The following is a 24,167-nucleotide window of genomic DNA, read 5'->3' as shown; positions in this document are numbered from 1 at the left end:
ATAAAACGTGGATATTTTTAATCTAGAATGATAATTATTATCAAATTTTATTGGAATTATTCGATTAGAATCTGATAAATATTTTGAATACCAATGACTGCATTTTCTGCGATTGAGACTCCTCCCTTGGATGGAAGTATTGCTTCACGAGGATTGATTCGGATGAGTTGTGGTGCGAAACGCTCACTAAAATAACGGACTGTTGGAATGGCTGTACCTGCACCTATTTCAATGACGATAGGGTGATTGTGGGCTTCTAAAAAATTTTCTAAGCGTCTCGCTTGTTGCGTGTGTCTTTGGCTGACCCAAGCATAATCATTAAACATCAAAATATTTGGACGGGATAATGTTCCACAATGTGGACATAGTGGAAGTTGTCCTAACCATTGACAATTTTGATGATTAATCTCAGGCGTTAATTCATTTGCTGACCATGTTGTGAGTTGGCAAGGTTCTGAGCATTGAAGATGGTGGATCGAGCCATGACACTCATAAATTTGGTTTGGATTAAAACCTGCTTTTTGAAACTGCCCATCAACATTTGAAGTAAATACAAAATAGGGAAGCTTTAATGTTTCAGCCAGTTGTTTGAGTAAATTAAAACCTTGATGCGGCATGGTTTGACGATATAGTGCCAAACGATGTCCATAAAAACCCCATGCTAAATGTGGCTGACATTTAAATGCTGCTGGATTGGCAATTTCAGTAAAGTCGATACGTTGTTTACCCAATTCTGGATAAGCTCGCCACATGCCTTGATTGCCTCGAAAGTCGGGCAGACCTGAGTCAACGCCCATGCCTGCACCCGCACTGATGATCAGACAATCTGCTTTTGAGAATAAACTTTTGATTCTTTCAATTTCGATTGAGCTGAGCTGCTGCATGATCCGTATTCTTATCCTCTGTCATCGTGGTGTATTGAGATTATCTCAGCATAATTTACCCTAAAAATTGAGAAATTTTGAGCAAATCATGACTTGCCGATGATGATTGATTTAACGGTGATTGATGACTTCTTGAGTTCTATAGATGAGATGATCTTGATTTAGAAAAAGATCACGTTTACGTATTTAAATGAAAGTGGGTTGAATTACATCATTCATTAAAAAAAGAGTGACGTCTCTGATTTAACTGTCTCAGCCTTCCCATATTTTTATTAAAATAGTTGTTTATAAAATAATAATTATAAATTTCATTTACTTATGTTTATTTTAATGTAAGGTAAATAAATTTAATAAAACCTTAATTTTTTTATGGATTTAAGGTTGTAAAAATTGTAAGATCTAATTCCATATTTTTTTTATGGTTTTAATCTAAGTAATAAAATCATAAGAAATATGCCAATAAGTACAAGTGATTTAACAGGAAAATTCACAGGGGAAATAAAATGGAATGGCAAGAAAGCTTTAATATCGGTATTGATGTGATTGATCATCAGCATCGTCAAATATTGGATTATATCAATAGATTAGAAGAAATTCGGGTGAGTGGTCATCGCTCTAAAATCCAAGAAGTATTGGAAGATCTGATTGATTACACGCAATCACATTTTAGCTTTGAAGAAAATTTATTAATGCAGGTCAATTATCAATATTTACCTTCGCATAAAGGTATACATGATTTATTTGTCAAAAGACTAAATGAGTATCGTCAGCGCTTTGAAAAAGGCGAGGCAGTTGAAAATGACCTATATCGACTTCTGTCCAAGTGGTTGATTAATCATATACAGCACGATGATCAGGATTATGTCGATGCTGTGCGTGACAATATGATTCGATATTTACGCACCCAAGAAGAAACCAAAGGAAAGAGCTGGTTCTCTCGTATATTTAGCTAACTCATTGATGCTTAAGGTCAGTTATTCTTAATTGCTTATGAATATTTAAAGTCGATATTAAAAAATGGGGGAGAAATTCTACTCCCCCATTTTTTACAAAATTATAAAAACACTTATAAAAATCATTAGTTTATTTAATTTTAAAAATCAAAATTTTATTTTTCTCAATAGAAGTAAGCAGAATAAACAACATATAGCTTTAGAACTAAAAAGAAATTTGAATATTGACTTTACTTTTATCAACATTGGCAGCTTTCGCAATTTTGTTACGGGCTTCGTTGATAATATCAGCAAGAGAGAGATTTATTTCTTCTTCGGCTGGTTGCATTTTTTGCCATTTAAATTCAGGGTTATCTAGATTCAGCTTAATTTTCTCTAGCACTTCACTAGAGTTTTTATAGGTAATAGGATTGCGTTGTCCTGATGTTAATTTCGTCCAGGCATTTTTAAATGATTCTTGATGTGGAAGTTGGATAAATTCTGAAATTTGAATAATTTTCCGATCTGATGTTGCTTTAGGTTTAATCGCCTGAAACTTACCTAGAATAAATGCTTGACCATGTTCATATCCATCTGACTTATCAGCAAGTTCATTTTTTAAATTACGAATAATCAATACATATTCGACATTTATAAAATTATTAGTATTTAAAATCCAATCACCCGTGCCACCTTGTTGTCTAATCGTTTCTAAGTTTTCTCCTGAAAATATGATAACAATATTTTTAGGTAACGATGAGCTGGTTGACATTGATCTTCTCTAAAGGATATCGGCATGAATGATATGGTAACTTATTCTACGCTTAAAATTGTTAAATGTTTCTTTAATTTTAATGTGACTTGATTTTATGTTAAAAGTATTTGTGTTTAAATTAAAAACTATATTTAAAGTATTTAATTTTAATATTGAAACTATTTTGACATTTAAGTATGATAGCTTCATAAGGCAAATTTACTCCTGCATTAAAGGTCTGATGTAACTTTGCTATTAATAAGCAGGAATGAGCCACTGGAGAAAAACTATGTTAAATCAATTTATAAAAACGAGTTTTGTGTATGCCTTTAGTAGTTGCTTATTGATTACTTGTGCTTATGCAGAAACAGCTGAAGAAAAAATGATGCGTAATGGTAAGGCATTATTTGAAGGTTTGGAAAATGTGAGAGTGGAAAGGAGTAAAGCTTTTACTCAAAGTGGCGGTGACGCGCAGGGTGCAAGCCGTGCTGTGAATAATGAAATCAAGAAATATAACATCATGCGAAATAATGGTGCATCTCTGGTGGACTTATGTTTGCAATCGTCAATGATCAGTGAAATGTTCCTGAATGAAGGACATGAGCAAGGATATAGATCATGGAATAGAGCAGCAGTAATGAATTGTCAAACTGCAAAAAATCCTCCACGCTTATAGAGTCGCGGTTACTAATGTTTTTAATTTATTAAATTTTGGAGATTTATACATGAACAATGAACGTACTTGGAAAATTGTCAAAGATATTGAAGATGGAAAATATGATCACAAAGCACTTGAAGTATTATATAAGAATGCTGAAACAGAAATGAAAAAACGGGATATTAGTGAGGAACGTATGCAGAATTGTAAAGTTATACAGTTATCGGCTAAAGATGGTTTGCGTACTTTGGGAAATAAGGCATATAAAATACGTTTTATAAAACCTATTCGTGAAAAAGTCGAAGAACTTATGCACCAAATTACTATTGAAAATAACTGGATGAGATTTGAGAATAATCATGTTAAAAATGGGGTGAAAATAGGTGGTGATATGATACGAGGTGATGTTGTTGCTCAATATTATATTTCATACCGTAAATTAGGTTGGAAAAGATCGATTTATTTATCAGCAACTCAAGAGAGTGAAAATGAGAGTTCAGGGGTTTATTACAGAATCGCTTTCCCTGATTTGGATGAAGAAGTCAGAACGTTTAATAAAGATGAAGCCGTACAATTGTTCAAAGACTATGTGGAACAATAGCGATGAAAATGCTAATTGAAAAAACTCGACTTGAATTATTATCTTTAGCTCAAAATCCTAACTTAACCATAGCTGAGCAATTTCAATTAGCAACTTATCAAGACGGTTGGCGAAATCGGGCGGTACGTGAACCAAGTATTGCCATGATTTTGGCAAAAAATCCAAATTTAGATGAACAAGTTCAACAATTGTTATTAAAGCAGAATATGGTTGTACGTCGAAATTTAGCGGAGAATTTAGGTGTTATTGAAAATATCCAACTGCAATTAATTGATTATGCTATCGAACACGGTGGTATAGAAATTATGGTGATTTGGGCATTAGTTAAAAATCCTAGTATCTCAGAAATCGTACAACGGAAGTTATTAACATACCCAATTCAAGATACATTTGATGAAACGTATTTGTATAAAATGTTAGCTAAAAATCCAAGTACCTCATCAGATATTTTTAGCGAAATAGAAAATTATTTACCGCGTAATTTTCTGCGGCACAGAACAACAATAGATAATATCGAGGAAGAAGAGTGTGGCGTTGAATCAGCTACTCTATTTGATTCCGATGTTCTATTGAGCGAGGAAGAACAATGGCAGCTCTTTCTATCTCAGACTTTGAGTTCTCATATTAAATTAGCAAGACAGCCTAATTTACAAGAAGAAATACAATATGCATTACTTGATCAGGATGATAAATTAATTATCTCTTTTTTGGCAGATAATCCTTATTTATGTGATGATGTAAAAGATAGAGTTTTTCAGTTGCGTTTGATTTATTTATAATTTTAAAGATTCTGGAATTAGTTTATGCCACACTTGATTAAACATATAGATAAAATTGCAAGAGAAAAACAAAGAGATGTTTTATATGTGCAGTTTGATAGTAAATTTTACTCCAGTGATAATTATGAAAAATGGAAAGCAAGAACGAGATTTATTCATTGGCTTCAGCAAAATAGTATTTTCTATGAAGAATGTGGGGGTTTTGCAAGTGAGAATTCAATAGAATCCTATCGAGGTCAGCTTTATATTGATATTGCTTATGATGAATCCTTAACCGAATATCAAAAATTAAGTGAATATTTAGAATATGCAGATGGTCGTATGAAAATTAAAGGTTTACTTTTTTGTTATGTGCCTTTAGAAAAAGCTATGAAGAATAAACATCATGATGGAGATGGGTTTTGGGAGAAATGGGCAGAGAACTTTTAAGTTAAGAATAATCTTTTCCCGCATAATTCTCCGACCGCCTGTAGCATAAGATGCTCTGAGTTTTCTTTAGACATCCCTTTAATTGCAGCATCTATGCGTAACAATAGCTCAGGCCAAAGCAAGAATTGTCTTGGATTTAGGCGACGTAAGGCTTGTTGATATTGTGAAACTTTGGTTTTCCAAATACCAATTTGTATCGCATTGTGTGGCTGCTCAAATAACTGCATGAGGAGACGCATTTCTTTATTCAGTGTCCACAAAATTAGACTGTCAGGTTCACCTGCGGCAATCAAGTATTGATAAATCTTAATGGATTGCGCCAAGTTACCCGTGAGTAGGGCATCGCTGAGATCATAAGTCGTGTAACGAGATTGATCTTGTAAGCAGGCATAGAGTTGTTCGATCTGGATTTGTTGAATGTCAGGAAAGGTATCTGCTACACGCATCAAACTATTTTTAGCTGCGAGTAAATTATGTTCATGATGCTGCATGAGCCATTGCCAAGCATCATGATTTAGCTGAATTCCCAATTTTTCTGCTTCGATTGCCAAAATGCGTTGACGGTCTTGTGGATACGCTGCTGCAAGTTGCACAACCACACCATTTGCTTCGACGACTTGAAAAAAGGCAGATTTTAAACTACTGCTGTCTTGTTTCGGTAAAACGATCAGCAATAAGTTATGTTCATTATGTTGAATATAACTTTTAAGCAGTTTTAAGCCGTTGGCATCGGGCTTGATATTTCCATGTACTTCAATGGCGAGTTGTTGTGAAAATAGCGATAAACTATTCAGCGCATTAAAGACATTCTTCCAGTCATTAACACTGCTAATGTCATGACGCTGACGTTCAACTTCTTGTTGTTGCCAACTTTTACGGAATGCATCAAGTAGATTTTGCTCAAGCAAAGGTTCTTGCCCATGAATGATCCATGCACCACGGGCTTCATTGATACGTTTTAATGCTTGAACATAATCTAACTTCATAAAAGGTAATTATGGTTGAGCTTTGGGTAAACGATTAGCTGCAATTTGACGCGTAATTTGCTGAGCAATATCATCAATCACGATGCGATTCAAATAAGCTTCTTGTTGGTTGTCGGTGTTTACTGTTGCTACATCATATTGGTAAGTACGTGATGCGGTGAGTGTACGTGGTTCAGTAATTTTATTACCTTGGCGATCTTCGATTTGGAAAGTCACAGTTAAACGCAATAGCACTTCAGTCAATTTACCATTGAGTAACTGGCGGCGAGGAGTGTAATCTAAAATACGAAGTACATAGGCATCATTGGCATTACTGAGTTGTACGCCTGTAGCACTGAGATAGATACTTAAACGATTTTCGAGTTCATCCGTATTGTCAGGTAAAACCAAAGTGAGTTTGTTATAAACCAATGGTGTTGCCGTTGGATAGCTTCCCTTTAAATGAAAGCCACAGCCAACTAAGCCTGCACTTAGACCTAAAGTTAAAACGATAGCAGCTAAACGTTGTGCTAAGTGCATATTTATTCCTCTAATCAAATCTATTCTAATTCCTCTTTGGTAGAGGATTAAAACCTCTCTTATGTTTAAGAGAGGTTAGAAAGAATTATTAAACAACTAAATTAACAAGTTTATTTGGCACTACAATTTCTTTCTTGGTTGGACCAGTCAAGAATTGCTGAACTTCTGGTAATGCTTTTGCCAAAGCCAATAACTCATCTTTAGAGATATCGACTGCGACGTCTAACTTACCACGAAGCTTACCATTCACTTGTACAACAATCGTTTGCGTATTACGGGTTAACGCTGACTCATCCACTTGTGGGAACAGCGTCGTATTAATATCAATACTAAACTGTGCTAAAAGTGTTTGACTTAAATGTGGTGCAAATGGTGCAAGTAAAGTCAATAACGTCGTAATTGCTTCACGCGCAACAGCCGCATCATTGTCATCTTTTGCTTCGAATTTGTTGGTCGCATTCAATAATTCCATCAATGCCGCAATAGAGGTATTAAATGCATGACGACGTTCGATGTCATCACCGACTTTTTGGATGGTTTCATGGGTTTTACGACGTAAATCTTGCGCGTCTTTCGATAGGTTTGCTGTATCAATTGTCGTTGCTTGATTGCCTTTTTCTAAGAAACCAGTCGCCAAACGCCATACACGTTTCAAGAAACGGTTTGCGCCTTCAACACCTGCATCTGACCATTCTAATGATTGATCCGGTGGAGCAGCAAACATCATGAAGACACGAGCCGTATCTGCGCCGTATTGATCAATAATTGCTTGTGGGTCAATGCCGTTGTTTTTCGACTTGGACATTTTTTCTTGTCCGCCGATTACAACTTCCTGACCATCCCCTGAATATTTCGCTGAAAGGATACGACCTTTCTCATCTCGCTCTAATTCGATGTCAGCAGGGTTGAACCAAGTTTTCTTGCCATTCTCTGCTTCACGGTAGAAGGTGTCTGCCAACACCATGCCTTGAGTTAACAAGTTAGTAAATGGTTCGTTACCTTGTACCACGCCTTCATCACGCATCAATTTATGGAAGAAACGTGCATAAAGTAAGTGCAGAATTGCGTGTTCTACACCACCGATATATTGGTTCACAGGAAGCCAGCTTTGCGCCGCTTCAGGTTTCACCATACCGCCAGTAAAGTCTGGAGATGCATAACGTGCATAGTACCAAGATGATTCTACGAACGTATCCAAAGTATCGGTTTCACGACGTGCATCGCCGCCACAGCTTGGGCACTTGGTTTCATAGAATTCAGGCATCTTGTTCAATGGATTACCTGAACCATCTGGTACGACGTCAGTTGGTAATACCACTGGCAATTGATCTTCTGGAACGGTGACTTGACCACAGCTATTACAGTTGATCATTGGAATTGGACAACCCCAGTAACGTTGACGAGATACACCCCAGTCACGTAAACGGAATTGAACCTTAGCATTCGCTAAAGTTTGTGGTTCTAATTTTGCAAGGAAAGCATCAAATGCAGCTTGGAATGCCAAGCCGTCAAATTCGCCTGAATTAACCAATTTGCCTTCTTTAGAACCATACCATTCTTGCCATTCAGTTGCTGAGTATTCAGCATCATCAGCACCTTTGGCATCAATCACTTGTTTGATTGCTAAATTGAATTTATTGGCAAATTCAAAATCACGTTCGTCATGTGCAGGAACTGCCATCACAGCACCTGAACCGTATGACATCAATACATAGTTCGCAATCCAAACAGGTAAGTCTTCACCTGTGACGGGATGCTTCACGAATAAGCCTGTTGCCATGCCTTTCTTTTCAGCAGTGGCTAAATCAGCTTCAGCGACCGAACCCATGCGACATTCTTCAATGAATGCAGCAAGTTCAGGATTATTTTCAGACGCTTTGAGTGCCATAGGGTGTTCTGCTGCAACAGCAACATAAGTCACACCCATCAAAGTATCAGCACGCGTGGTATAAACGGTTAAACCATCTGCATAGATTTCAGTATTGGCAGAAGGGAAGGTAATTTCCATCCCTGTAGAACGACCAATCCAGTTACGTTGCATGGTCAAGACCTGTTGTGGCCAACCATCTTTTAATGTGTCTAAATCGTCTAATAATTCTTGTGCATAGTCAGTGATGCGGAAGTAGTACATTGGAATATCGCGTTTTTCTACCAATGCACCTGAACGCCAGCCACGACCATTTTCAACCTGTTCATTCGCAAGTACAGTCTGGTCTACAGGATCCCAGTTCACGGTTGAAAGCTTACGATAGATTAAGCCTTTCTTATAAAGTTGTACGAATAACCACTGTTCCCAGTGATAGTACTCTGGTGTACAGGTCGCAAACTCGCGATCCCAATCGACAGACAAGCCCAATTTTTTTAATTGGTCACGCATATATGCAATGTTTTCAAAAGTCCATTTTGCTGGTGCAACTTGGTGTGCAATCGCTGCATTTTCAGCAGGCAAACCAAATGCATCCCAACCCATTGGTTGTAATACGGTTTCACCTTTTAAACGATAAAAACGGCTGATCACGTCACCAATGGTGTAGTTACGCACATGCCCCATATGCAGTTTGCCACTTGGGTAGGGGAACATCGACAGGATATAGCGATGTTTGCCCTCTACAGTGTCTGCAACTTTAAAAACTTTGCGATTGTCCCAGTCTTGTTGAACTTGAGGCTCAATGGCACTTGCTTGATATTCGGAGTCAATGTGAGAAGTCGTCATAGGGATATGCGATACAACAAAAATTAAAGTTAAGATTGCCGCACAGCATAGCGCAAAATAGGGGTTAATGTCAGTTTTTAGAGCAAGATTTTATCTTCTGGTTTCGAGTATCAATAGTTATAAATTAGATACTTTTATCGATTTGATACTCTTGAATTTGCTAACTTCTCTTTTTTCTGGAGATATTCTGATTCTAAAGAGGATCTAAGATCTTGTTCCGTCAGTGAACCGAACATATCTATATAAGGATTGGTGCGTTTCTTCTTAGAGTAATCTTACATTCCTTTTCGTACTTTTGCTTCAATTTCAGCCCGTTCTTTTGCTGTAAGTTCATCTTTTGGAGCTACTGGAAATGAGGATTGAGAAGGATTTTGATGAGTTTGCTGTCGTTTAGATATTTGGCTGGGTTGACCATTTGAATTCTGATAAGTCGATATTGAACCCAGTTTTTTTACATGATTCGGAGGTGGATTGACCGTGTAATGTGTTGAGCCATTTGCATCTGTCCATTTATAGAAATCTTGCGTATGGCTTGTAGCTGGGTAAATAGATAATATTAATATGATTACAGAATAAAGCTTTGGATTTGAAATTTTCATATACATTTTATCACTTGGATATTAGATAGAAAATTGTAGCTTTCTATCGATTATTTATTGAAGGTTATCGATTCGCCATCCTTTAATGGGGGTATTTCTAAAAATCCATTTGTGGTGACGATTGTAAAAGTATCTCCAATTGTTTTTGGTTCATCTGTATTTCGAGATTGGAGATTGTTTTTTCTAGATTTCTGAGGAATATTTTCAGAATTTATTTTTTCACCATAAGTTGTAACTGTATCAATTTTTTTAGCTGAGGTGGGTGGTTGAGTGACCGTATAATGAGTTGTTCCATTTTTATCAATCCATTTATAGAAATCTTGAGCATGACTAAGGGTAATACCAAACAATAAGAAGCCACAAATAGTCAGGTAATATTGCTATAATTTTTTATTTATCATAAGAATTTTTAGGTAGTTAGTGAATAAAAGGTGACAAATCTAAAATAGTCACCTTGTTTGAACCGACTAAAACAGCTTAAAGATTTGGTTTTACTCTCACTGGCGCTGCGACAGGTGTTTGAATAGGTGGTGCAGCAGCAGGAGCTAGAGGTGTGGCATTGACAGGTGCTGGATTGGTATTTTGTGTCTGCTGAGCTACTGGTTGCTGAATTTCATTCTGCGCTTGTGGGGCTGTTGGCGGAGCTACATTTGGATGACTACTGCCATAAGTAGAAATTTTATTTAAACTTTTTGCCCCTTTAGGTGGTGGTGTGGTGGTGTAATGGGTCGAGCCATTTGCATCCATCCACTTGTAATATTGCTGTGCGTAGTTTTGGCTAGAACAAAAGAGTAGCGCTACAGTTGCGATGGTATATAAACTTGCTTTTAAATATGATGGTTTCATGATTTGATCTCCCCAAGAGAATGCTGTCTATATTCGATCAAAGTGCTTAAATCAGCAAATCACAATGCCTAGTTTTGTGTAAAAAGAAAATAGTTTTTTGATAAATGGGCATTTGATTCGACCAAATTGCTTTGGTATATGAGCTTAAAAAAACAACAGCTAAAAATTATTCTTAAAAAACCTTTTCTTTATTCTTGACTTTGTGTATGAAAGCAACAAAAATGCTTGCTTTAGTTTTATATGCGCTTATTTGATCACCCTTCGAATAAATGTCATGGCTTGCAATGGACATTCTTTCTAGCCGAGAGAATGATTTTTTGGAATATGTTTATCCCAACATGTTTTGATTCGAGATGTAATAACAGCTTATACGGCTGATGAGTCAGAAAATTTTTCCTATTGCAGCAAAAACGAGTAGAATACGCACACTTAAAAAAGTGCATAAGTTAATGAATGAAAATACAATTTATGTCTCCCATAAATTGTACTAACACTAGGGTGAATCACGTTGGAACTTTTATCTGGTGGTGAAATGCTCGTTCGTGCCCTCGCGGACGAAGGCGTAGAGCATGTTTTTGGTTATCCAGGCGGCGCAGTTTTACATATCTATGACGCGCTTTTTCAACAAGACAAAATCAATCATTACCTCGTACGTCATGAGCAAGCTGCTGGTCATATGGCAGATGCGTACTCGCGCGTAACAGGGAAAACGGGTGTTGTTCTTGTGACTTCTGGTCCAGGTGCAACAAATACTGTGACTCCAATTGCAACAGCTTATATGGACTCAATCCCAATGGTGATTTTGTCTGGTCAAGTTGCGAGTCATTTAATTGGTGAAGATGCATTCCAAGAAACGGATATGGTTGGTATTTCTCGTCCAATCGTAAAACACAGTTTCCAAGTGCGTCATGCCAGCGAAATTCCTGCAATTATTAAGAAAGCATTCTATATCGCATCTTCTGGCCGTCCAGGCCCAGTTGTAATTGATATTCCAAAGGATGCAACCAATCCAGCAGAAAAATTTGCCTACGAATATCCTGAAAAAGTGAAGATGCGTTCTTATCAACCGCCTTCACGTGGACATTCAGGTCAAATTCGCAAAGCAATTGATGAGCTGATCACTGCTAAACGCCCAATTATCTATACGGGTGGTGGTGTTGTTCAAGGTAATGCGTCTGCATTACTGACAGAACTTGCACATCTATTGGGTTATCCAGTAACCAATACATTGATGGGCTTAGGTGCTTTCCCTGGTAATGATCCACAATTTGTGGGTATGTTAGGGATGCATGGTACTTATGAAGCCAATATGACGATGCACAATGCAGACGTGATTTTGGCCATTGGTGCGCGTTTCGATGACCGTGTAACCAATAACCCTGCGAAATTCTGTTTGAATGCGAAAGTTATTCATATTGATGTAGATCCAGCGACCATTTCTAAAACGATCATGGCACACATTCCTATCGTTGGTGCGGTTGAGCCAGTTCTTCAAGAAATGTTAGCTCAGCTTAAACAGATGAATGTGTCTAAGCCAAATCCTGAAGCAATTGCTGAATGGTGGTCTCAGATTAATGAGTGGCGTAAAGTTCATGGCTTACGCTATGAAGCAGCTCAAAATGGTGAAATGAAACCACAGCAAGTGGTTGAAGCACTTGATCGTGTGACCAATGGTGAAGCGATCATTACGTCTGACGTAGGTCAGCACCAAATGTTTGGCGCAAACTACTACAAATACAAACGTCCACGCCAATGGATTAACTCGGGTGGTCTAGGCACGATGGGTGTTGGTTTGCCGTATGCAATGGCAGCGAAGCTTGCATTCCCAGATCAACAAGTGGTGTGTATTACAGGTGAAGCATCAATTCAGATGTGTATCCAAGAATTATCAACATGTAAGCAATATGGCTTAAATGTGAAAATTCTTTGCTTGAATAACCAAGCTTTAGGCATGGTGAAGCAGTGGCAAGACATGAACTATGAAGGGCGTCATTCAAGCTCTTATGTCGATTCTTTACCTGATTTTGCAAAATTGATGGAAGCTTATGGTCACGTAGGTATTCAAATCAATCATGCAGATGAATTGGAATCTAAACTTGCTGAAGCGATGGCAATTAATGATAAATGTGTGTTCATTAATGTCATGGTTGACCGTACAGAACATGTTTATCCAATGTTGATTGCAGGTCAATCAATGCAAGATATGTGGTTAGGTAAAGGGGAGCGTACATAATGAGACATATTATTTCTGTACTCGTTGAAAATGAAGCTGGTGCGCTTTCTCGTCTTGTTGGTTTATTTAGCCAACGTAATTACAACATTGAGACATTGAATGTTGCGCCAACTGAAGATGAAACCTTATCTCGTTTAACACTAACGACTTATGGTGATGATCATAAAATTGAGCAAATCACTAAACAACTCAATAAATTAGTTGAAGTTGTTAAAGTGGTTGACCTATCAGAAGGTTCACATATTGAACGTGAATTGATGTTGATTAAAGTCAAAGCGCTCGGTGCTGCTCGTGCTGAAATTAAACGTACAGCAGACATCTTCCGTGCTCAAATCGTTGATGTAACACCAACCACTTATACGATTCAGATTGCTGGTACAACAGATAAAATTGATGGTTTTATTGATGCGCTTGCTGAAAATACCATCCTAGAAGTTGTACGTTCTGGTGTATCTGGTATCGCACGTGGTGAAAAAGTTTTAAGTATTTAATCGCTTCCCCAATTCTTCATATAGAAATGTAAGAATTGGGAAGTTCCAAAGAATCTATCCTTGTATAACAAGGGAAATGACAAAAATTTTAGCGGAGAAAACAGATGCAAATTTTTTACGATAAAGACTGTGACTTATCAATCATCCAAGGCAAGAAAGTTGCAATCATTGGTTATGGTTCACAAGGTCATGCTCACGCACTTAACTTGAAAGATTCTGGCGTTGACGTAACTGTTGGTTTACGTGCAGGTTCTACTTCTTGGAAAAAAGCTGAAAATTCTGGTCTTAAAGTATCTGAAGTTCCAGCGGCTGTTGCTCAAGCTGACTTAGTGATGATTTTGACTCCAGATGAGTTCCAATCTCAACTTTATCGTGATGTGATTGAGCCGAATATTAAAGAAGGCGCGACTTTAGCATTTGCTCATGGTTTCTCAATTCTTTATAACCAAGTTGTTCCACGTAAAGACTTAGACGTAATCATGGTTGCTCCAAAAGCACCAGGTCACACTGTACGTTCTGAATATCAACGTGGTTCAGGTGTTCCTGACTTAATCGCAATTCACCAAGATGCTTCTGGTAATGCACGTAACGTTGCGCTTTCTTACGCTTCTGGTGTAGGTGGTGGTCGTACAGGTATCATCGAAACTTCTTTCCGTGAAGAAACTGAAACTGACTTATTCGGTGAGCAAGCAGTTCTTTGTGGTGGTGCGGTTGAATTGGTTAAAATGGGCTTCGAAACTTTGGTTGAAGCTGGTTATGCACCAGAAATGGCTTACTTCGAATGCTTACATGAACTTAAGTTAATCGTTGACTTAATGTTCGAAGGCGGTATCGCTGACATGAACTACTCAGTTTCTAACAACGCTGAGTACGGTGAATATGTGACTGGTACTGAAGTAATCAACGAACAGTCTCGTGAAGCAATGCGTAATGCGTTGAAACGTATCCAATCTGGTGAATATGCGAAAATGTTCATCCAAGAAGGTGCGTTAAACTACCCATCTATGACTGCTCGTCGTCGTCAAAACGCTGCTCATGGTATCGAAGTAACGGGTAACAAGTTACGTTCAATGATGCCTTGGATTCAAGCGAACAAGATCGTTGATAAAGAGAAAAACTAAGTTTTATCTCTGAATTAAAAAAACCCTTGTCATAATGACAAGGGTTTTTTTAATTCAGTTGATAACAGAGTTATAACAGTACTACATTAAGAAAAGGCTTAACATAATCATCTAATGAACACTTAATAGAGTGTTTTAATGCATGAAAAAAACAAAAAAGTTGCTGCGTACTTTAGATTGCAGTTACATTTAAAACAAACAAAAGTACACTCTTAAACACTAAAAATATCTAGGGAAAGTAAGTTGGTCTTTTGATAAAAAGATGCAATAAAAAAACAAATCTTTTCATTGGTTTGAAATGATTATATGTTTTTATTCTATTGATTTATAAAATGAAAAAGACTTGACCTTATGCTAGATGATGTTATTGTTAAGGAAAGTTTATGAATATACAATTTGTATCTTTTTTAAGTGTGAAGGATCGTTCGGGTTTTGGGCAATTCGCTCAGCAAATAAAAAAAAGTACTGAATAATCATGGAAGTCCTTTATGGTTCACGTTGATTACGATAGCACATGGGTCATCGTTTCCATTTTGGTTGCAGTAGCGACTTGTTATGCTGCAGTTTCAATGGAAGAACTCGTGTTTAAAGTTGCTTATAAAAAGTTTGAAAAAAGCATCTTAGTAACGAGTGGGTTGATCTTAGGTTTGGCGATATGGGCAATGCATTTTGTTGGAATGCTAGCGAGCCATTTACCTCAAGGTTATCATTTTGATATTAGTTTGACTGTACTGTCATATTTGATAGGTGCAGTTGCTTCTATTTTTGCTGTTTGGTTAACGACTAGGCCAACTTTACCACTTGCTCGTTTGATTCTAGGGGCTTTGTTTCTGGGATTAGGCATTTCTGGTATGCATTATACAGGGATGTTGGCACTTTCGATTGAACATCATCAGATGCGTTATGATCCATTGCTCGTGCTTTGTTCTATCCTGATTGCAGTTAGTGGTTCTGGTTTAAGTTGTTTATTTGTTTTTAAATACAAAACTGCAGTAAAACATAAAACGGCATTAAAAGCGGTTGTTGCGGTATTGATGGCTTTTAGTATTGTTGGTATGCATTATACTGGCATGGCAGTGACTTCTTTTGATGAAGGTATTGCAAAGGTTGTTGGTTCAAGTCAGACAGAACAAAGTGTTTTATTATTTACTATTATTTTTATTACTAGCTTAGTTTTTGTTGCTGGTTTTGCAGTCGCAGTATTAGAAGCACGATTAGAAGAACGTAACCAACAGTTAATCAAAATCAATAAAGAGTTGGCAACTCAATCCTTGCATGATTCTTTGACGAAGTTGCCGAATCGCTTGTATTTAACTGACTATGCTGAAGTTGTTTTTAGTCATCACCGTTTAAAAGAGGAAAAAGCTGCATTTTTATATGTCGATTTAGACCGTTTTAAATCAGTGAATGATGCTTTTGGACATCATGTTGGTGATCAGCTCTTAATCCAGATGGCAAATCGCTTGCATGATAAGTTAAGCCTAGATCATAAGTTATTTCGTATTGGTGGTGATGAGTTTGTACTGGTCTCTGAAAATACTGATCTTAATGAAGCGATGTTCCTTGCGGAACAAGTTCTGCATTTTATTCAGGAAACTTATTTGATCGCAACCAAGGAAATTAATATCTCCGCAAGTTTGGGAATTGCGATGTATCCTGAGCATGGAAGCAATGTACAGGATTTATTGATTAATGCAGATGTGGCAATGCTGGCATCTAAAGAACAGGGGCGAAATACGTTTACGGTTTTCCATTCCGTTACAGATCAGCAAGATGTCCGTAGTCAATCCAAATTGATTAATGATTTATATAAAGCGGTAGATGAGCAGCAATTTGTGTTGTTCTATCAACCTAAGTTTACTTCGAGTTATCAAGTTTGTGGCGTGGAAGCCTTGATTCGTTGGAAACATCCAACGCTAGGCTTATTAACCCCTCAAATGTTTATTGAAGGTGCTGAAAAAACAGGGTTAATTATTCCAATGGGCTATTGGGCATTAGAGAAAGCCTGTCAGCAAATCCAGAAATGGGAACGAAGTAGTAGTCCTTTTTATCCAATTGCCGTCAACTTATCTGCACTACAATTTGAAAATAAAAAGTTATTTAGTGTGTTGGAACAATTATTAAAACAATATCAAATTCAACCGCATAATCTTATTTTAGAAATCACAGAATCAACCGCAATGCATCATATCGATTCAAGTATTCGTACTTTAGAACGTTTGCGTAAGTTAGGGATTCGTATTGCGATTGATGATTTTGGTACAGGTTATTCGAGTTTCTTATATTTAAAAGATCTACCGATAGATGAACTTAAAATTGATCGTGGTTTCTTGATTGATTTACAACCTAATTCTAAAGAAGAAGCAATTTTGGAAAGTATCATTCATCTTGCCGCTAAATTGCAGCTTATTGTGACTGCTGAAGGTGTAGAAACACAACAGCAAGCAGATATTTTAACCAATTTAGGTTGTAATCAATTGCAGGGCTATCTGCTGGGTATGCCTGTCAATGTTGAGAGTTTGGTTTTAAATCGTCATCACTTTGCTTAATACATTTTGATGCAATACTTGTTTGCATCGTTTACTCAATAAAAAGGCTGTTCATATCCGTAAGTTCGAGATATGTCACAGCCAATATTGCAGTTTGAAAAATACAGTGAATTAATTTGAGCGTTGACTGAGCCATGCTGTAATCACAGGCCATACGGCTTGTGGTGCTTGGCTACCAGAGACTAAGCCCATGTGTCCACCTGATAGAATTTTAAAGGTTTTATCGGGGCTACTAATCAAATCCATCAATGGTCGTACGGCTTCAGCAGTTACAATGATGTCAGTATCTCCGCCAATCGCGAGTACTGAGCATTCAATATCTTTTAAATGCGCTGTTTGATCACCAAATTTAACGATGCCTGTTGATAGTTCATTATCAATCCAGAAGCGTAGAATAATGTCACGCATCACGCCACCAGGATAAGCAAGCATGTTGTCAACAAATGAACTTGATGTTGCGTGATTAATAACAAACTGTCGATCGTTCAAATTTTTCAGTAATTGCCAATAATTTTTAAAATTACCCACTGGATCTGTGAGCTTAAACCCAAGCGTATTTTGCCAACCGTGAATATGGAAATAGCGGCTCGGAATTTGACGGATTCGGAAATTAGTATTGGTCCGCACCCATTGTGCTGGTGTGTTTAACTTTTGATAAAGCTTGCCGATATAACCTGATTGATGAGTGTTAATTGGTGATGCCAAAATCATTAAATTCTTAATATTTTTATCTTTAAATAATGAGGTATAGCAAAGTGAGATAGCCCCACCGAGACTCCAGCCATACAGTGATAGTTGTTGTTCTCCGCTATGTTCACGAATTTTGCTGATAAAGTCGGGCATAAAGATTTTGATATATGTACCGAAATTATATTTGGCTTGTTTACGGCTTGGTGTGCCCCAGTCAATCATATACACATCAAAACCTTGACTTTGAAAGTAACGAATTAGACTACGATCAGGAAACAAATCGAACACTAAGGTATTCGCTGCTAATGGTGGAATAATGACGAGTGGTACACGGTGTTTATTTTCACCTGTTTCTACATCTGCCTTGTAAAACCGTAAGCTAATAATTTCACGTTCATAAACGACTTCAAAAGGTGTCTTTCCTGACAATGCCAGTTGATGTCCTCTCAAGAAACGATCTGCCGCATTTGAAAATACTTGTGCAGCTTGTTTACCCGCACGCGTTTTTAAGATTGATTGGGCTGTTTTAGCGTTAACAAAGGTGTCTTTAACTTTAGGCAATTGAGTCATCGAACATAAAACTCTAAGGTTGCTATTCTGTAGCGGCATATTAGAAGAAAAAGTCCCTAAGCTCAGTGACTCATTTGCTTAACTTATATTCCAAAATGATCAACTTAAGACAATAACACCTGATATCGGGGGTTAAACCCTGTTGAAAAGCTGAGAAAAATGAGTTTATCGGCTCATCTCATTTCTTTCAGTTTATTCATATATGGAATTGCATATATATGTTAATTCATATATAAAGAACCGAAAGATAGCAATAAGGACTTAATTCGATGACAACTTCATCAGATGTGACGATTTATCACAATCCAGCATGTGGAACTTCACGTAACACATTGGCTTTGATTCGTAATGCAGGCATTGAGCCAAATGTTGTTGAATACTTGATTACACCGCCTACGCGTAGTGAGTTGATTCAACTGATTCAAGATGCCAATTTAATGGTTAGAGCAGCGATTCGTAAAAATGTAGATCCTTATCGTGATCTAGAACTGGATCGTGAAGATTGGACGGATGAGCAACTAATCAGTTTTATGCTTGAGCATCCTATTTTGATTAATCGACCATTTGTGGTGACGGCGTTAGGAACTCGCTTGAGTCGTCCATCCGAAGCTGTCTTGGATATTTTGCCATTGGCACAGCAGGGTGCTTTTACTAAAGAGGATGGTGAGCAGGTGATTGATGAAAATGGAAAAAGAGTAAATTAAAAATTTAGGTTTTATATATGATGATCTGCATATTCAAATAAGCAGATGGGAAGTGAAGATGGATCGAGTTAATTTTTTTAAATGCTTATCAGATGAAACACGGCTCAATATCGTCACTTTAGTTGCCGAGCATAAAGAGTTATGCGTTTGTGATTTGACTGAGAAGTTACAACTCAGTCAACCCAAGATTTCTAGACATTTAGCTTTATTACGTTCATCAGGTTTATTGCAAGATAGGCGACAAAGCCAGTGGGTCTACTACAGTATTCATCCGCAATTGCCTGCTTGGTGTCATGAACTACTCAATATCTTGGTACGTGAACAAAGCTTCGCAAGTAACCAATCCCAGCCTCTCCAAATTAAAAGTTATTGTGAGTAATACCGCATGAAATTTATTTTCCTATGTACTGGAAATAGTTGTCGCAGCATTTTGTCCGAAGTACTTTTTAACAGTCGTGCGCCTGAAAATTGGAAAGCATATAGCGCAGGCAGTAAGCCTTCTGGACAGGTTCACCCACTGACGATTGAAACGCTGGAAAAATTAAGCCTTTCAACCGATGGTTTGTGGAGTAAAACCATTGATGATTGTGAACAATACCAAGCGGATGTGGTGATTACGGTCTGTGATTCTGCGGCTCAGGAAGCTTGCCCACTGTATTTAGGTGGTGCAATTAAAGCACATTGGGGCTTGGCTGATCCTTCACATTTAGATTTACCTAAACCAGAAAAATTACAAGCATTCCAAGTGACTGTAGATCATATCAACCGCCGTTTAGATGCTCTATTTGCATTGGATACCGCCAATATGTCTCGTCCTGAATTGATTGCTGCAATCAATCACATTTCAGATATTGAATGAGAACATCATGGCTCAGCAAAGATTGTCATTTCTAGATCGTAACTTAACCCTATGGATTTTTATTGCCATGGGATTAGGAATTGTGATCGGTGTGTTTTTACCTCAAGCTTCTGTTGCTTTAGACAAAATGAGTGTGGATTCAGTCAATATTCCAATTGCGATTGGTTTGATTTTAATGATGTATCCACCTTTGGCAAAAGTTGACTATGCGGCGTTGCCACAGGTATTTAAAGATAAAAAAACCTTAACTTTATCTTTGGTTCAGAACTGGATTATTGCGCCTGTTTTGATGTTTGCATTAGCGATTATTTTTCTACACAGCTATCCAGAATACATGACAGGTTTAATTCTGATTGGCTTAGCACGCTGTATTGCGATGGTTTTGGTGTGGAATGGCTTAGCCTGTGGTGATAACCAATATGTTGCGGCATTGGTTGCATTTAACAGTATTTTCCAGATTTTATTCTTTAGTAGTTATGCTTGGCTATTTCTCACTTTCTTGCCACCTTATTTTGGTATTGCAGGACAAGTCATTCATGTAGATTTTTGGACCATTACCCATGCGGTGCTGGTTTACTTGGGCATTCCTTTTTTTCTTGGTTTTATGACGCGATTGATTCTAGTGAAAGCCAAAGGTCTCGCGTGGTATCAAGATGTCTTTTTGCCGAAGATCAGTCCTTTAAGTTTGTTGGCATTACTGTTTACGATCGTTGCGATGTTTAGCCTAAAAGGTGCTGATGTCGTGAGCTTGCCTTTCGATGTGATTCGTATTGCGATTCCCTTGACCATCTACTTTATTGTGATGTTCTTCATCAGCTTTTTTATGAGTAAATGGATGGGCAATGATTACCCTAAAACCACCGCAATCTCTTTTACTGCCGCAGGTAATAACTTTGAATTGGCATTGGCTGTCGCTATTGCAACCTTTGGTTTAGCTTCACCTGTGGCATTTACCACAGTGATTGGTCCATTGGTTGAAGTGCCTGTGCTGATTGCTTTGGTCAGTGTGTCTTTATGGCTCAGAAAAAAGTATTTTAAGTCGGTGTAATTGTGATGACTCTTCCAAATGTAGATATGAATTTGCTTGATCAACCCACTTTAGAAAAAGTGCAAGCACAAGCCTTGAATCATGCACCACGTATTTTATTGCTGTACGGCTCTAACCGTGAGCGTTCGTATAGTCGTTTAGCCGTGATGGAAGCAGGGCGCATCTTGGAGCATTTTGGGGCGGAAGTAAAAATCTTTCACCCTAAAGGTTTACCCTTACCAGAAGATGCGGATATGGAACACCCAAAAGCCAAAGAATTACATGAGTTGTTAGCGTGGTCAGAGGGCATGGTGTGGTGTTCGCCTGAACGTCATGGTTCGATGAGTTCCATCTTCAAATCGCAAATTGATTGGATTCCACTGGCAGGTGGTGCAATTCGCGCAACGCAAGGTAAGACTTTGGCATTGATGCAAGTCAGTGGTGGCTCGCAGTCTTTTAATAGTGTCAATCAAATGCGTATTTTAGGACGTTGGATGCGCATGATTACCATCCCGAATCAGTCTTCAATTCCAAAAGCATTTTTAGAATTTGAAGAAGATGGTCGTATGAAAGCATCGTCTTACTATGATCGTATCGTGGATGTGATGGAAGAACTGTATAAATTCACGCTATTGACGCGAGGGCAGAGTCAGTATTTCACAGACCGTTATTCTGAACGAAAAGAATCGGCTGAAGCGTTATCGAAACGTGTCAATCAACGCAATTTATAATGTCTAGTATACTTTAAGTCAGAAAAAAATAGCCTCATCATGAGGCTATTTTTTCATTAAAGTCCATCGTTAAACGATGGACTTTTTAGGTTTTAGTATTTGAAGTTAATTGATAATACTGCACTACGTCCTTCTGCTTCAGTTGCATAGTGTGATGAATATGCTTTAGTGAAATAACGTTTATCAGATAAATTATTTACATTTAGCTGTAAATCAACATTTTTGTCTACGTTATAACGTGCCATAGCATCATAGCGCACATAACCTGGCACCCACTTAGTGTTGGTTGCATTACCATAGACTTTGTCCATTGCAACAGCACCAGCACCTAAGGTTAAAGCAGGTAGAACTTGATATGTTGTCCAAAGCGTCGCGCTATTTTTTGCTACGTTTTGTACTTGGTTGCCATTACTTGGATTTGCTTGATAGATTGGAGCTGCAGTAGAGCCTATATTGGTATAACCACCATCAACAAGTTCGCTATCTAAGTAAGTATAGCCAGCAGCAACTGCCCATTTTTCCGTAATGTTTCCGTTGACACCAAGCTCAATACCATCAACGCGTGTTTCGCCGATATTCTGAGTGGTACCATCTTCAGCCGTTGCGCGTGTGTTGGTTTTTTCTGTACGGAAAATTGCAGCTGTTAGGTTTAATTTTTCGTTAAGAACATTCCATTTAGTCCCTAACTCATAGGTTTTCACTTCTTCTGGTTTGAGGTTTTGAATTGCAGCAGTAATGCCTTCAGAACCATCACCACCATCGACACCTACTGGGTTTGCTGAAGTGGCATAGCTGACATAGATAGAACCATTTTCCACTGGTTTAAAGGTTAAACCAGCTTGGTAGTTGAAGAAATCTTTATTGTTCTCAACCGTAACTTGATCACCAGCTTTAGCCGTTGGTTTTGCTGCAGTAACACTGCTGTTACGTGCACCATAAGTCATGGTTTGCTGGGTTTCATATTTATCCCAACGCACGCCTAAATCTAAAAGCCATTGTGGGTTTAATTCAATATTGTCAAGGAAGTAAACAGATTGGTTTTTACTCTGAATGTTGTAACGGTCAGCCCCATTGGTACTGATCTTTCCTGTCCACGGCACATTACTTGGGTTCTGAACCGATGTACACCACCCTGAAGCGATTGCAGCAGCAGAGCAGGTATTGTTTGCACTTCCTGTTGAATCTAAACCATTCATAATATATTGCGTACGATCAGTTTTTTGATCGCTATATTCTGCACCAGCATTAAAGCGATGTTGTACCGCACCTGTATTAAACTTACCCGTTAAAGCAAGTTGATCGGTAAAGCCATCTGTATCTGCTACGCGAGAGTTGGTACGTCTCCATACAGAACCATCTAAAGCACCTGTGGTTTTGTTATAAAAGTTGCCTTTAGAGTCATCTGGGTTAGTCCACAGATAGTCATTCTTAGATTGTGTGTAAACAGCAGTATTACTTAAGGTCAAGTTTTCTGTTAAGTCATGTTCTAATTTAAATGTACCTACTTGGTTTTCTTGTTTTTGGAAATCACGATCTTTCCAACCATAGTAACTGCCTTGTTGGACATCAATTGGTTTGCCATTGCCATTGAATTTAGCACTTGCATTTGTTGTAGCGAATGGATTGTTATATGGAATACCAGAATCTGGAATATCATCCGTTTTGAGGTAGTAATAACCTAATGTTCCACGAGTTGCAGTGTCTAGACCAAAGGTAATGCTTGGTGCAATACCTGCACGTTTATATTCAGCACCGTCTTGTTGACCTGCTTTTTCGTTTTGATGACCCATCACAACGACACGTGCTGCAACACCATTACCGAAATCTTTGTTTCCGTCTAAAGTGATACGCGCATAATTATCTGTACCCCCTGAGATCGAACCTTCTAAAGCATCGCCTTTTTTAGCAACCTTAGAAATCATGTTGATACTACCGCCTGAAGTACCTGCACCACCTAGAGCAGAAGCAGAACCTTTGGTGACTTCAACTTGTTCAACAGCAAACATTTCGCGGTTTTGAGAAGTTGCGTTGCGGACACCGTCTACATACATTGAACTTTCTGAGTTATAGCCACGAATGAATGGACGGTCACCATTTGGGTTACCACCTTCACCAGCACCTAAAGTGATCCCAGGAACGGTACGAAGCGCATCGCTTAAAGTCGTGACTTGAGTATCCGCAATCAATTGTTTTGAAATAACTGAAACTGATTTTGGAGTATCTAAAAGAGGAGCAACGAATTTACTATTGGATGATTGGTCTACTTTTAAACCTTGTTCTTGTTGTGCTTGCGTATGAATCGTTGGGAGTTGTACTGGCTGATCTTGGGCGATGGCTGGTACTGCAATCACGGAGAGTGAAGATGCAATTGCGGAAGATACTAATTTCTTACGTGATTTGATAAAAGACATAATCGTTCACTCAGATATGAGAAAAATTTTGAGAATAATAATGATTCTTAATCATCAATTCAATTCATAAGTTAACTATTT

24 protein-coding genes are annotated in these 24,167 nt (G+C 37.9%); 14 read left to right on the top strand and 10 right to left on the bottom strand.

From position 1 onward, the window contains the following. Window positions 1–56 precede the first annotated feature (56 nt). Window positions 57–884, bottom strand: a complete 828-nt coding sequence (locus C502_RS0104460; RefSeq protein WP_018677650.1) for an SIR2 family NAD-dependent protein deacylase — start codon at window positions 882–884, stop codon at window positions 57–59. Between the two features lie 503 nt (window positions 885–1,387). Between C502_RS0104460 and C502_RS0104455 the strand changes: the two genes are divergently transcribed. After that, window positions 1,388–1,837 carry a bacteriohemerythrin gene (locus tag C502_RS0104455; RefSeq protein WP_018677649.1) on the top strand — a complete coding sequence of 150 codons (450 nt, stop codon included), beginning with the start codon at window positions 1,388–1,390 and terminating at the stop codon, window positions 1,835–1,837. A gap of 205 nt (window positions 1,838–2,042) precedes the next feature. Here the strand turns inward: C502_RS0104455 and C502_RS0104450 are convergent, their stop codons facing one another. Continuing rightward, window positions 2,043–2,588 (bottom strand): hypothetical protein, encoded by a 546-nt coding sequence (locus tag C502_RS0104450; RefSeq protein ID WP_018677648.1) that lies wholly within the window; start codon window positions 2,586–2,588, stop codon window positions 2,043–2,045. A gap of 271 nt (window positions 2,589–2,859) precedes the next feature. On the opposite strand from C502_RS0104450, the gene C502_RS0104445 reads away from it, so the two are divergent. The 4 genes from C502_RS0104445 to C502_RS0104430 are packed head-to-tail and all read left to right on the top strand — an operon-like array spanning window position 2,860 to window position 5,037. Then, the gene (locus tag C502_RS0104445; protein ID WP_018677647.1) at window positions 2,860–3,246 is read left to right on the top strand and encodes a hypothetical protein; all 387 of its coding nucleotides are present in this window, start codon (window positions 2,860–2,862) and stop codon (window positions 3,244–3,246) included. A gap of 49 nt (window positions 3,247–3,295) precedes the next feature. After that, window positions 3,296–3,829 carry a hypothetical protein gene (locus C502_RS0104440; RefSeq protein WP_018677646.1) on the top strand — a complete coding sequence of 178 codons (534 nt, stop codon included), beginning with the start codon at window positions 3,296–3,298 and terminating at the stop codon, window positions 3,827–3,829. A 2-nt stretch (window positions 3,830–3,831) separates the two neighbouring features. Then, window positions 3,832–4,608, top strand: a complete 777-nt coding sequence (locus C502_RS0104435; protein WP_018677645.1) for a hypothetical protein — start codon at window positions 3,832–3,834, stop codon at window positions 4,606–4,608. Between the two features lie 24 nt (window positions 4,609–4,632). After that, window positions 4,633–5,037: a hypothetical protein gene (locus tag C502_RS0104430; protein WP_018677644.1), complete on the top strand. Its 405-nt coding sequence runs from the start codon at window positions 4,633–4,635 to the stop codon at window positions 5,035–5,037. Here the strand turns inward: C502_RS0104430 and holA are convergent. The 6 genes from holA to C502_RS0104400 form a co-directional block, all read right to left on the bottom strand. Then, window positions 5,034–6,023 (bottom strand): DNA polymerase III subunit delta, encoded by a 990-nt coding sequence (gene holA / locus C502_RS0104425; protein WP_018677643.1) that lies wholly within the window; start codon window positions 6,021–6,023, stop codon window positions 5,034–5,036. The genes C502_RS0104430 and holA overlap by 4 nt on opposite strands. A 9-nt stretch (window positions 6,024–6,032) precedes the next feature. Next, the gene (locus C502_RS0104420) at window positions 6,033–6,542 is read right to left on the bottom strand and encodes an LPS-assembly lipoprotein LptE (RefSeq protein ID WP_018677642.1); all 510 of its coding nucleotides are present in this window, start codon (window positions 6,540–6,542) and stop codon (window positions 6,033–6,035) included. Window positions 6,543–6,630: 88 nt separating this feature from the next. Next, entirely contained in the window at window positions 6,631–9,255 is a 2,625-nt protein-coding gene (gene leuS, locus C502_RS0104415) for a leucine--tRNA ligase (protein ID WP_018677641.1), read from the bottom strand. 275 nt (window positions 9,256–9,530) lie between these two features. After that, window positions 9,531–9,854 (bottom strand): DUF4124 domain-containing protein, encoded by a 324-nt coding sequence (locus C502_RS18595; RefSeq protein ID WP_018677640.1) that lies wholly within the window; start codon window positions 9,852–9,854, stop codon window positions 9,531–9,533. A gap of 50 nt (window positions 9,855–9,904) precedes the next feature. After that, the gene (locus C502_RS0104405; protein WP_018677639.1) at window positions 9,905–10,204 is read right to left on the bottom strand and encodes a DUF4124 domain-containing protein; all 300 of its coding nucleotides are present in this window, start codon (window positions 10,202–10,204) and stop codon (window positions 9,905–9,907) included. 127 nt (window positions 10,205–10,331) lie between these two features. After that, window positions 10,332–10,700, bottom strand: a complete 369-nt coding sequence (locus tag C502_RS0104400; protein WP_018677638.1) for a DUF4124 domain-containing protein — start codon at window positions 10,698–10,700, stop codon at window positions 10,332–10,334. Between the two features lie 508 nt (window positions 10,701–11,208). On the opposite strand from C502_RS0104400, the gene C502_RS0104395 reads away from it, so the two are divergent. The 4 genes from C502_RS0104395 to C502_RS0104380 all read left to right on the top strand — a co-directional run bounded on the left by C502_RS0104395 (window position 11,209) and on the right by C502_RS0104380 (window position 17,094). After that, entirely contained in the window at window positions 11,209–12,933 is a 1,725-nt protein-coding gene (locus tag C502_RS0104395) for an acetolactate synthase 3 large subunit (RefSeq protein WP_018677637.1), read from the top strand. Next, window positions 12,933–13,424 (top strand): acetolactate synthase small subunit, encoded by a 492-nt coding sequence (ilvN, locus tag C502_RS0104390; RefSeq protein ID WP_018677636.1) that lies wholly within the window; start codon window positions 12,933–12,935, stop codon window positions 13,422–13,424. The genes C502_RS0104395 and ilvN overlap by 1 nt, the downstream gene beginning before the upstream one ends. Window positions 13,425–13,528: 104 nt before the next feature. After that, window positions 13,529–14,545 (top strand): ketol-acid reductoisomerase, encoded by a 1,017-nt coding sequence (ilvC, locus tag C502_RS0104385; RefSeq protein WP_017402344.1) that lies wholly within the window; start codon window positions 13,529–13,531, stop codon window positions 14,543–14,545. Between the two features lie 488 nt (window positions 14,546–15,033). Further along, a complete protein-coding gene (locus tag C502_RS0104380) occupies window positions 15,034–17,094 on the top strand; it encodes a putative bifunctional diguanylate cyclase/phosphodiesterase (protein WP_018677634.1) in 2,061 nt (686 codons plus the stop codon). 111 nt (window positions 17,095–17,205) lie between these two features. On the opposite strand, the gene C502_RS0104375 is transcribed toward C502_RS0104380, so the two are convergent. After that, window positions 17,206–18,354, bottom strand: a complete 1,149-nt coding sequence (locus C502_RS0104375) for an alpha/beta fold hydrolase (RefSeq protein WP_018677633.1) — start codon at window positions 18,352–18,354, stop codon at window positions 17,206–17,208. 269 nt (window positions 18,355–18,623) lie between these two features. On the opposite strand from C502_RS0104375, the gene arsC reads away from it, so the two are divergent. From arsC to arsH, 5 genes are read left to right on the top strand one after another with little or no spacing between them, the layout of a single operon-like run. Then, window positions 18,624–19,058: an arsenate reductase (glutaredoxin) gene (gene arsC, locus C502_RS0104370; RefSeq protein ID WP_018677632.1), complete on the top strand. Its 435-nt coding sequence runs from the start codon at window positions 18,624–18,626 to the stop codon at window positions 19,056–19,058. A gap of 58 nt (window positions 19,059–19,116) precedes the next feature. Beyond that, on the top strand, window positions 19,117–19,437 hold the full coding sequence (locus C502_RS0104365) for a metalloregulator ArsR/SmtB family transcription factor (protein ID WP_018677631.1): 321 nt from the start codon (window positions 19,117–19,119) through the stop codon (window positions 19,435–19,437). Window positions 19,438–19,443: 6 nt separating this feature from the next. Further along, entirely contained in the window at window positions 19,444–19,917 is a 474-nt protein-coding gene (locus tag C502_RS0104360) for an arsenate reductase ArsC (protein ID WP_018677630.1), read from the top strand. A gap of 7 nt (window positions 19,918–19,924) precedes the next feature. Beyond that, entirely contained in the window at window positions 19,925–20,965 is a 1,041-nt protein-coding gene (arsB, locus tag C502_RS0104355) for an ACR3 family arsenite efflux transporter (RefSeq protein ID WP_018677629.1), read from the top strand. A gap of 5 nt (window positions 20,966–20,970) precedes the next feature. Continuing rightward, window positions 20,971–21,675 (top strand): arsenical resistance protein ArsH, encoded by a 705-nt coding sequence (gene arsH, locus C502_RS0104350; protein ID WP_018677628.1) that lies wholly within the window; start codon window positions 20,971–20,973, stop codon window positions 21,673–21,675. Between the two features lie 92 nt (window positions 21,676–21,767). On the opposite strand, the gene C502_RS0104345 is transcribed toward arsH, so the two are convergent. Further along, on the bottom strand, window positions 21,768–24,086 hold the full coding sequence (locus C502_RS0104345; protein WP_018677627.1) for a TonB-dependent receptor: 2,319 nt from the start codon (window positions 24,084–24,086) through the stop codon (window positions 21,768–21,770). Window positions 24,087–24,167 lie beyond the last annotated feature (81 nt).

Source organism: Acinetobacter tjernbergiae DSM 14971 = CIP 107465 (assembly GCF_000374425.1).
GTDB classification, from domain to species: Bacteria; Pseudomonadota; Gammaproteobacteria; order Pseudomonadales; family Moraxellaceae; genus Acinetobacter; species Acinetobacter tjernbergiae.
Note: the sequence above shows the minus strand (reverse complement) of the source record. Positions and strands in the feature narration are given on the sequence as shown.

Coding starts and splice junctions, on each gene's coding strand:
- C502_RS0104445 (WP_018677647.1), top strand. CDS start 2,860: ATGTTAAATCAATTTATAAAAACGAGTTTTGTGTATGCCTTTAGTAGT.
- C502_RS0104365 (WP_018677631.1), top strand. CDS start 19,117: ATGGATCGAGTTAATTTTTTTAAATGCTTATCAGATGAAACACGGCTC.
- C502_RS0104360 (WP_018677630.1), top strand. CDS start 19,444: ATGAAATTTATTTTCCTATGTACTGGAAATAGTTGTCGCAGCATTTTG.
- holA (WP_018677643.1), bottom strand. CDS start 6,023: ATGAAGTTAGATTATGTTCAAGCATTAAAACGTATCAATGAAGCCCGT.
- C502_RS0104375 (WP_018677633.1), bottom strand. CDS start 18,354: ATGACTCAATTGCCTAAAGTTAAAGACACCTTTGTTAACGCTAAAACA.
- C502_RS0104420 (WP_018677642.1), bottom strand. CDS start 6,542: ATGCACTTAGCACAACGTTTAGCTGCTATCGTTTTAACTTTAGGTCTA.
- C502_RS0104455 (WP_018677649.1), top strand. CDS start 1,388: ATGGAATGGCAAGAAAGCTTTAATATCGGTATTGATGTGATTGATCAT.
- C502_RS0104400 (WP_018677638.1), bottom strand. CDS start 10,700: ATGAAACCATCATATTTAAAAGCAAGTTTATATACCATCGCAACTGTA.
- ilvC (WP_017402344.1), top strand. CDS start 13,529: ATGCAAATTTTTTACGATAAAGACTGTGACTTATCAATCATCCAAGGC.
- C502_RS0104460 (WP_018677650.1), bottom strand. CDS start 884: ATGCAGCAGCTCAGCTCAATCGAAATTGAAAGAATCAAAAGTTTATTC.
- C502_RS18595 (WP_018677640.1), bottom strand. CDS start 9,854: ATGAAAATTTCAAATCCAAAGCTTTATTCTGTAATCATATTAATATTA.
- arsC (WP_018677632.1), top strand. CDS start 18,624: ATGACAACTTCATCAGATGTGACGATTTATCACAATCCAGCATGTGGA.
- C502_RS0104430 (WP_018677644.1), top strand. CDS start 4,633: ATGCCACACTTGATTAAACATATAGATAAAATTGCAAGAGAAAAACAA.
- C502_RS0104345 (WP_018677627.1), bottom strand. CDS start 24,086: ATGTCTTTTATCAAATCACGTAAGAAATTAGTATCTTCCGCAATTGCA.
- C502_RS0104440 (WP_018677646.1), top strand. CDS start 3,296: ATGAACAATGAACGTACTTGGAAAATTGTCAAAGATATTGAAGATGGA.
- C502_RS0104450 (WP_018677648.1), bottom strand. CDS start 2,588: ATGTCAACCAGCTCATCGTTACCTAAAAATATTGTTATCATATTTTCA.
- arsH (WP_018677628.1), top strand. CDS start 20,971: ATGACTCTTCCAAATGTAGATATGAATTTGCTTGATCAACCCACTTTA.
- C502_RS0104435 (WP_018677645.1), top strand. CDS start 3,832: ATGAAAATGCTAATTGAAAAAACTCGACTTGAATTATTATCTTTAGCT.
- C502_RS0104380 (WP_018677634.1), top strand. CDS start 15,034: ATGGTTCACGTTGATTACGATAGCACATGGGTCATCGTTTCCATTTTG.
- ilvN (WP_018677636.1), top strand. CDS start 12,933: ATGAGACATATTATTTCTGTACTCGTTGAAAATGAAGCTGGTGCGCTT.
- leuS (WP_018677641.1), bottom strand. CDS start 9,255: ATGACGACTTCTCACATTGACTCCGAATATCAAGCAAGTGCCATTGAG.
- arsB (WP_018677629.1), top strand. CDS start 19,925: ATGGCTCAGCAAAGATTGTCATTTCTAGATCGTAACTTAACCCTATGG.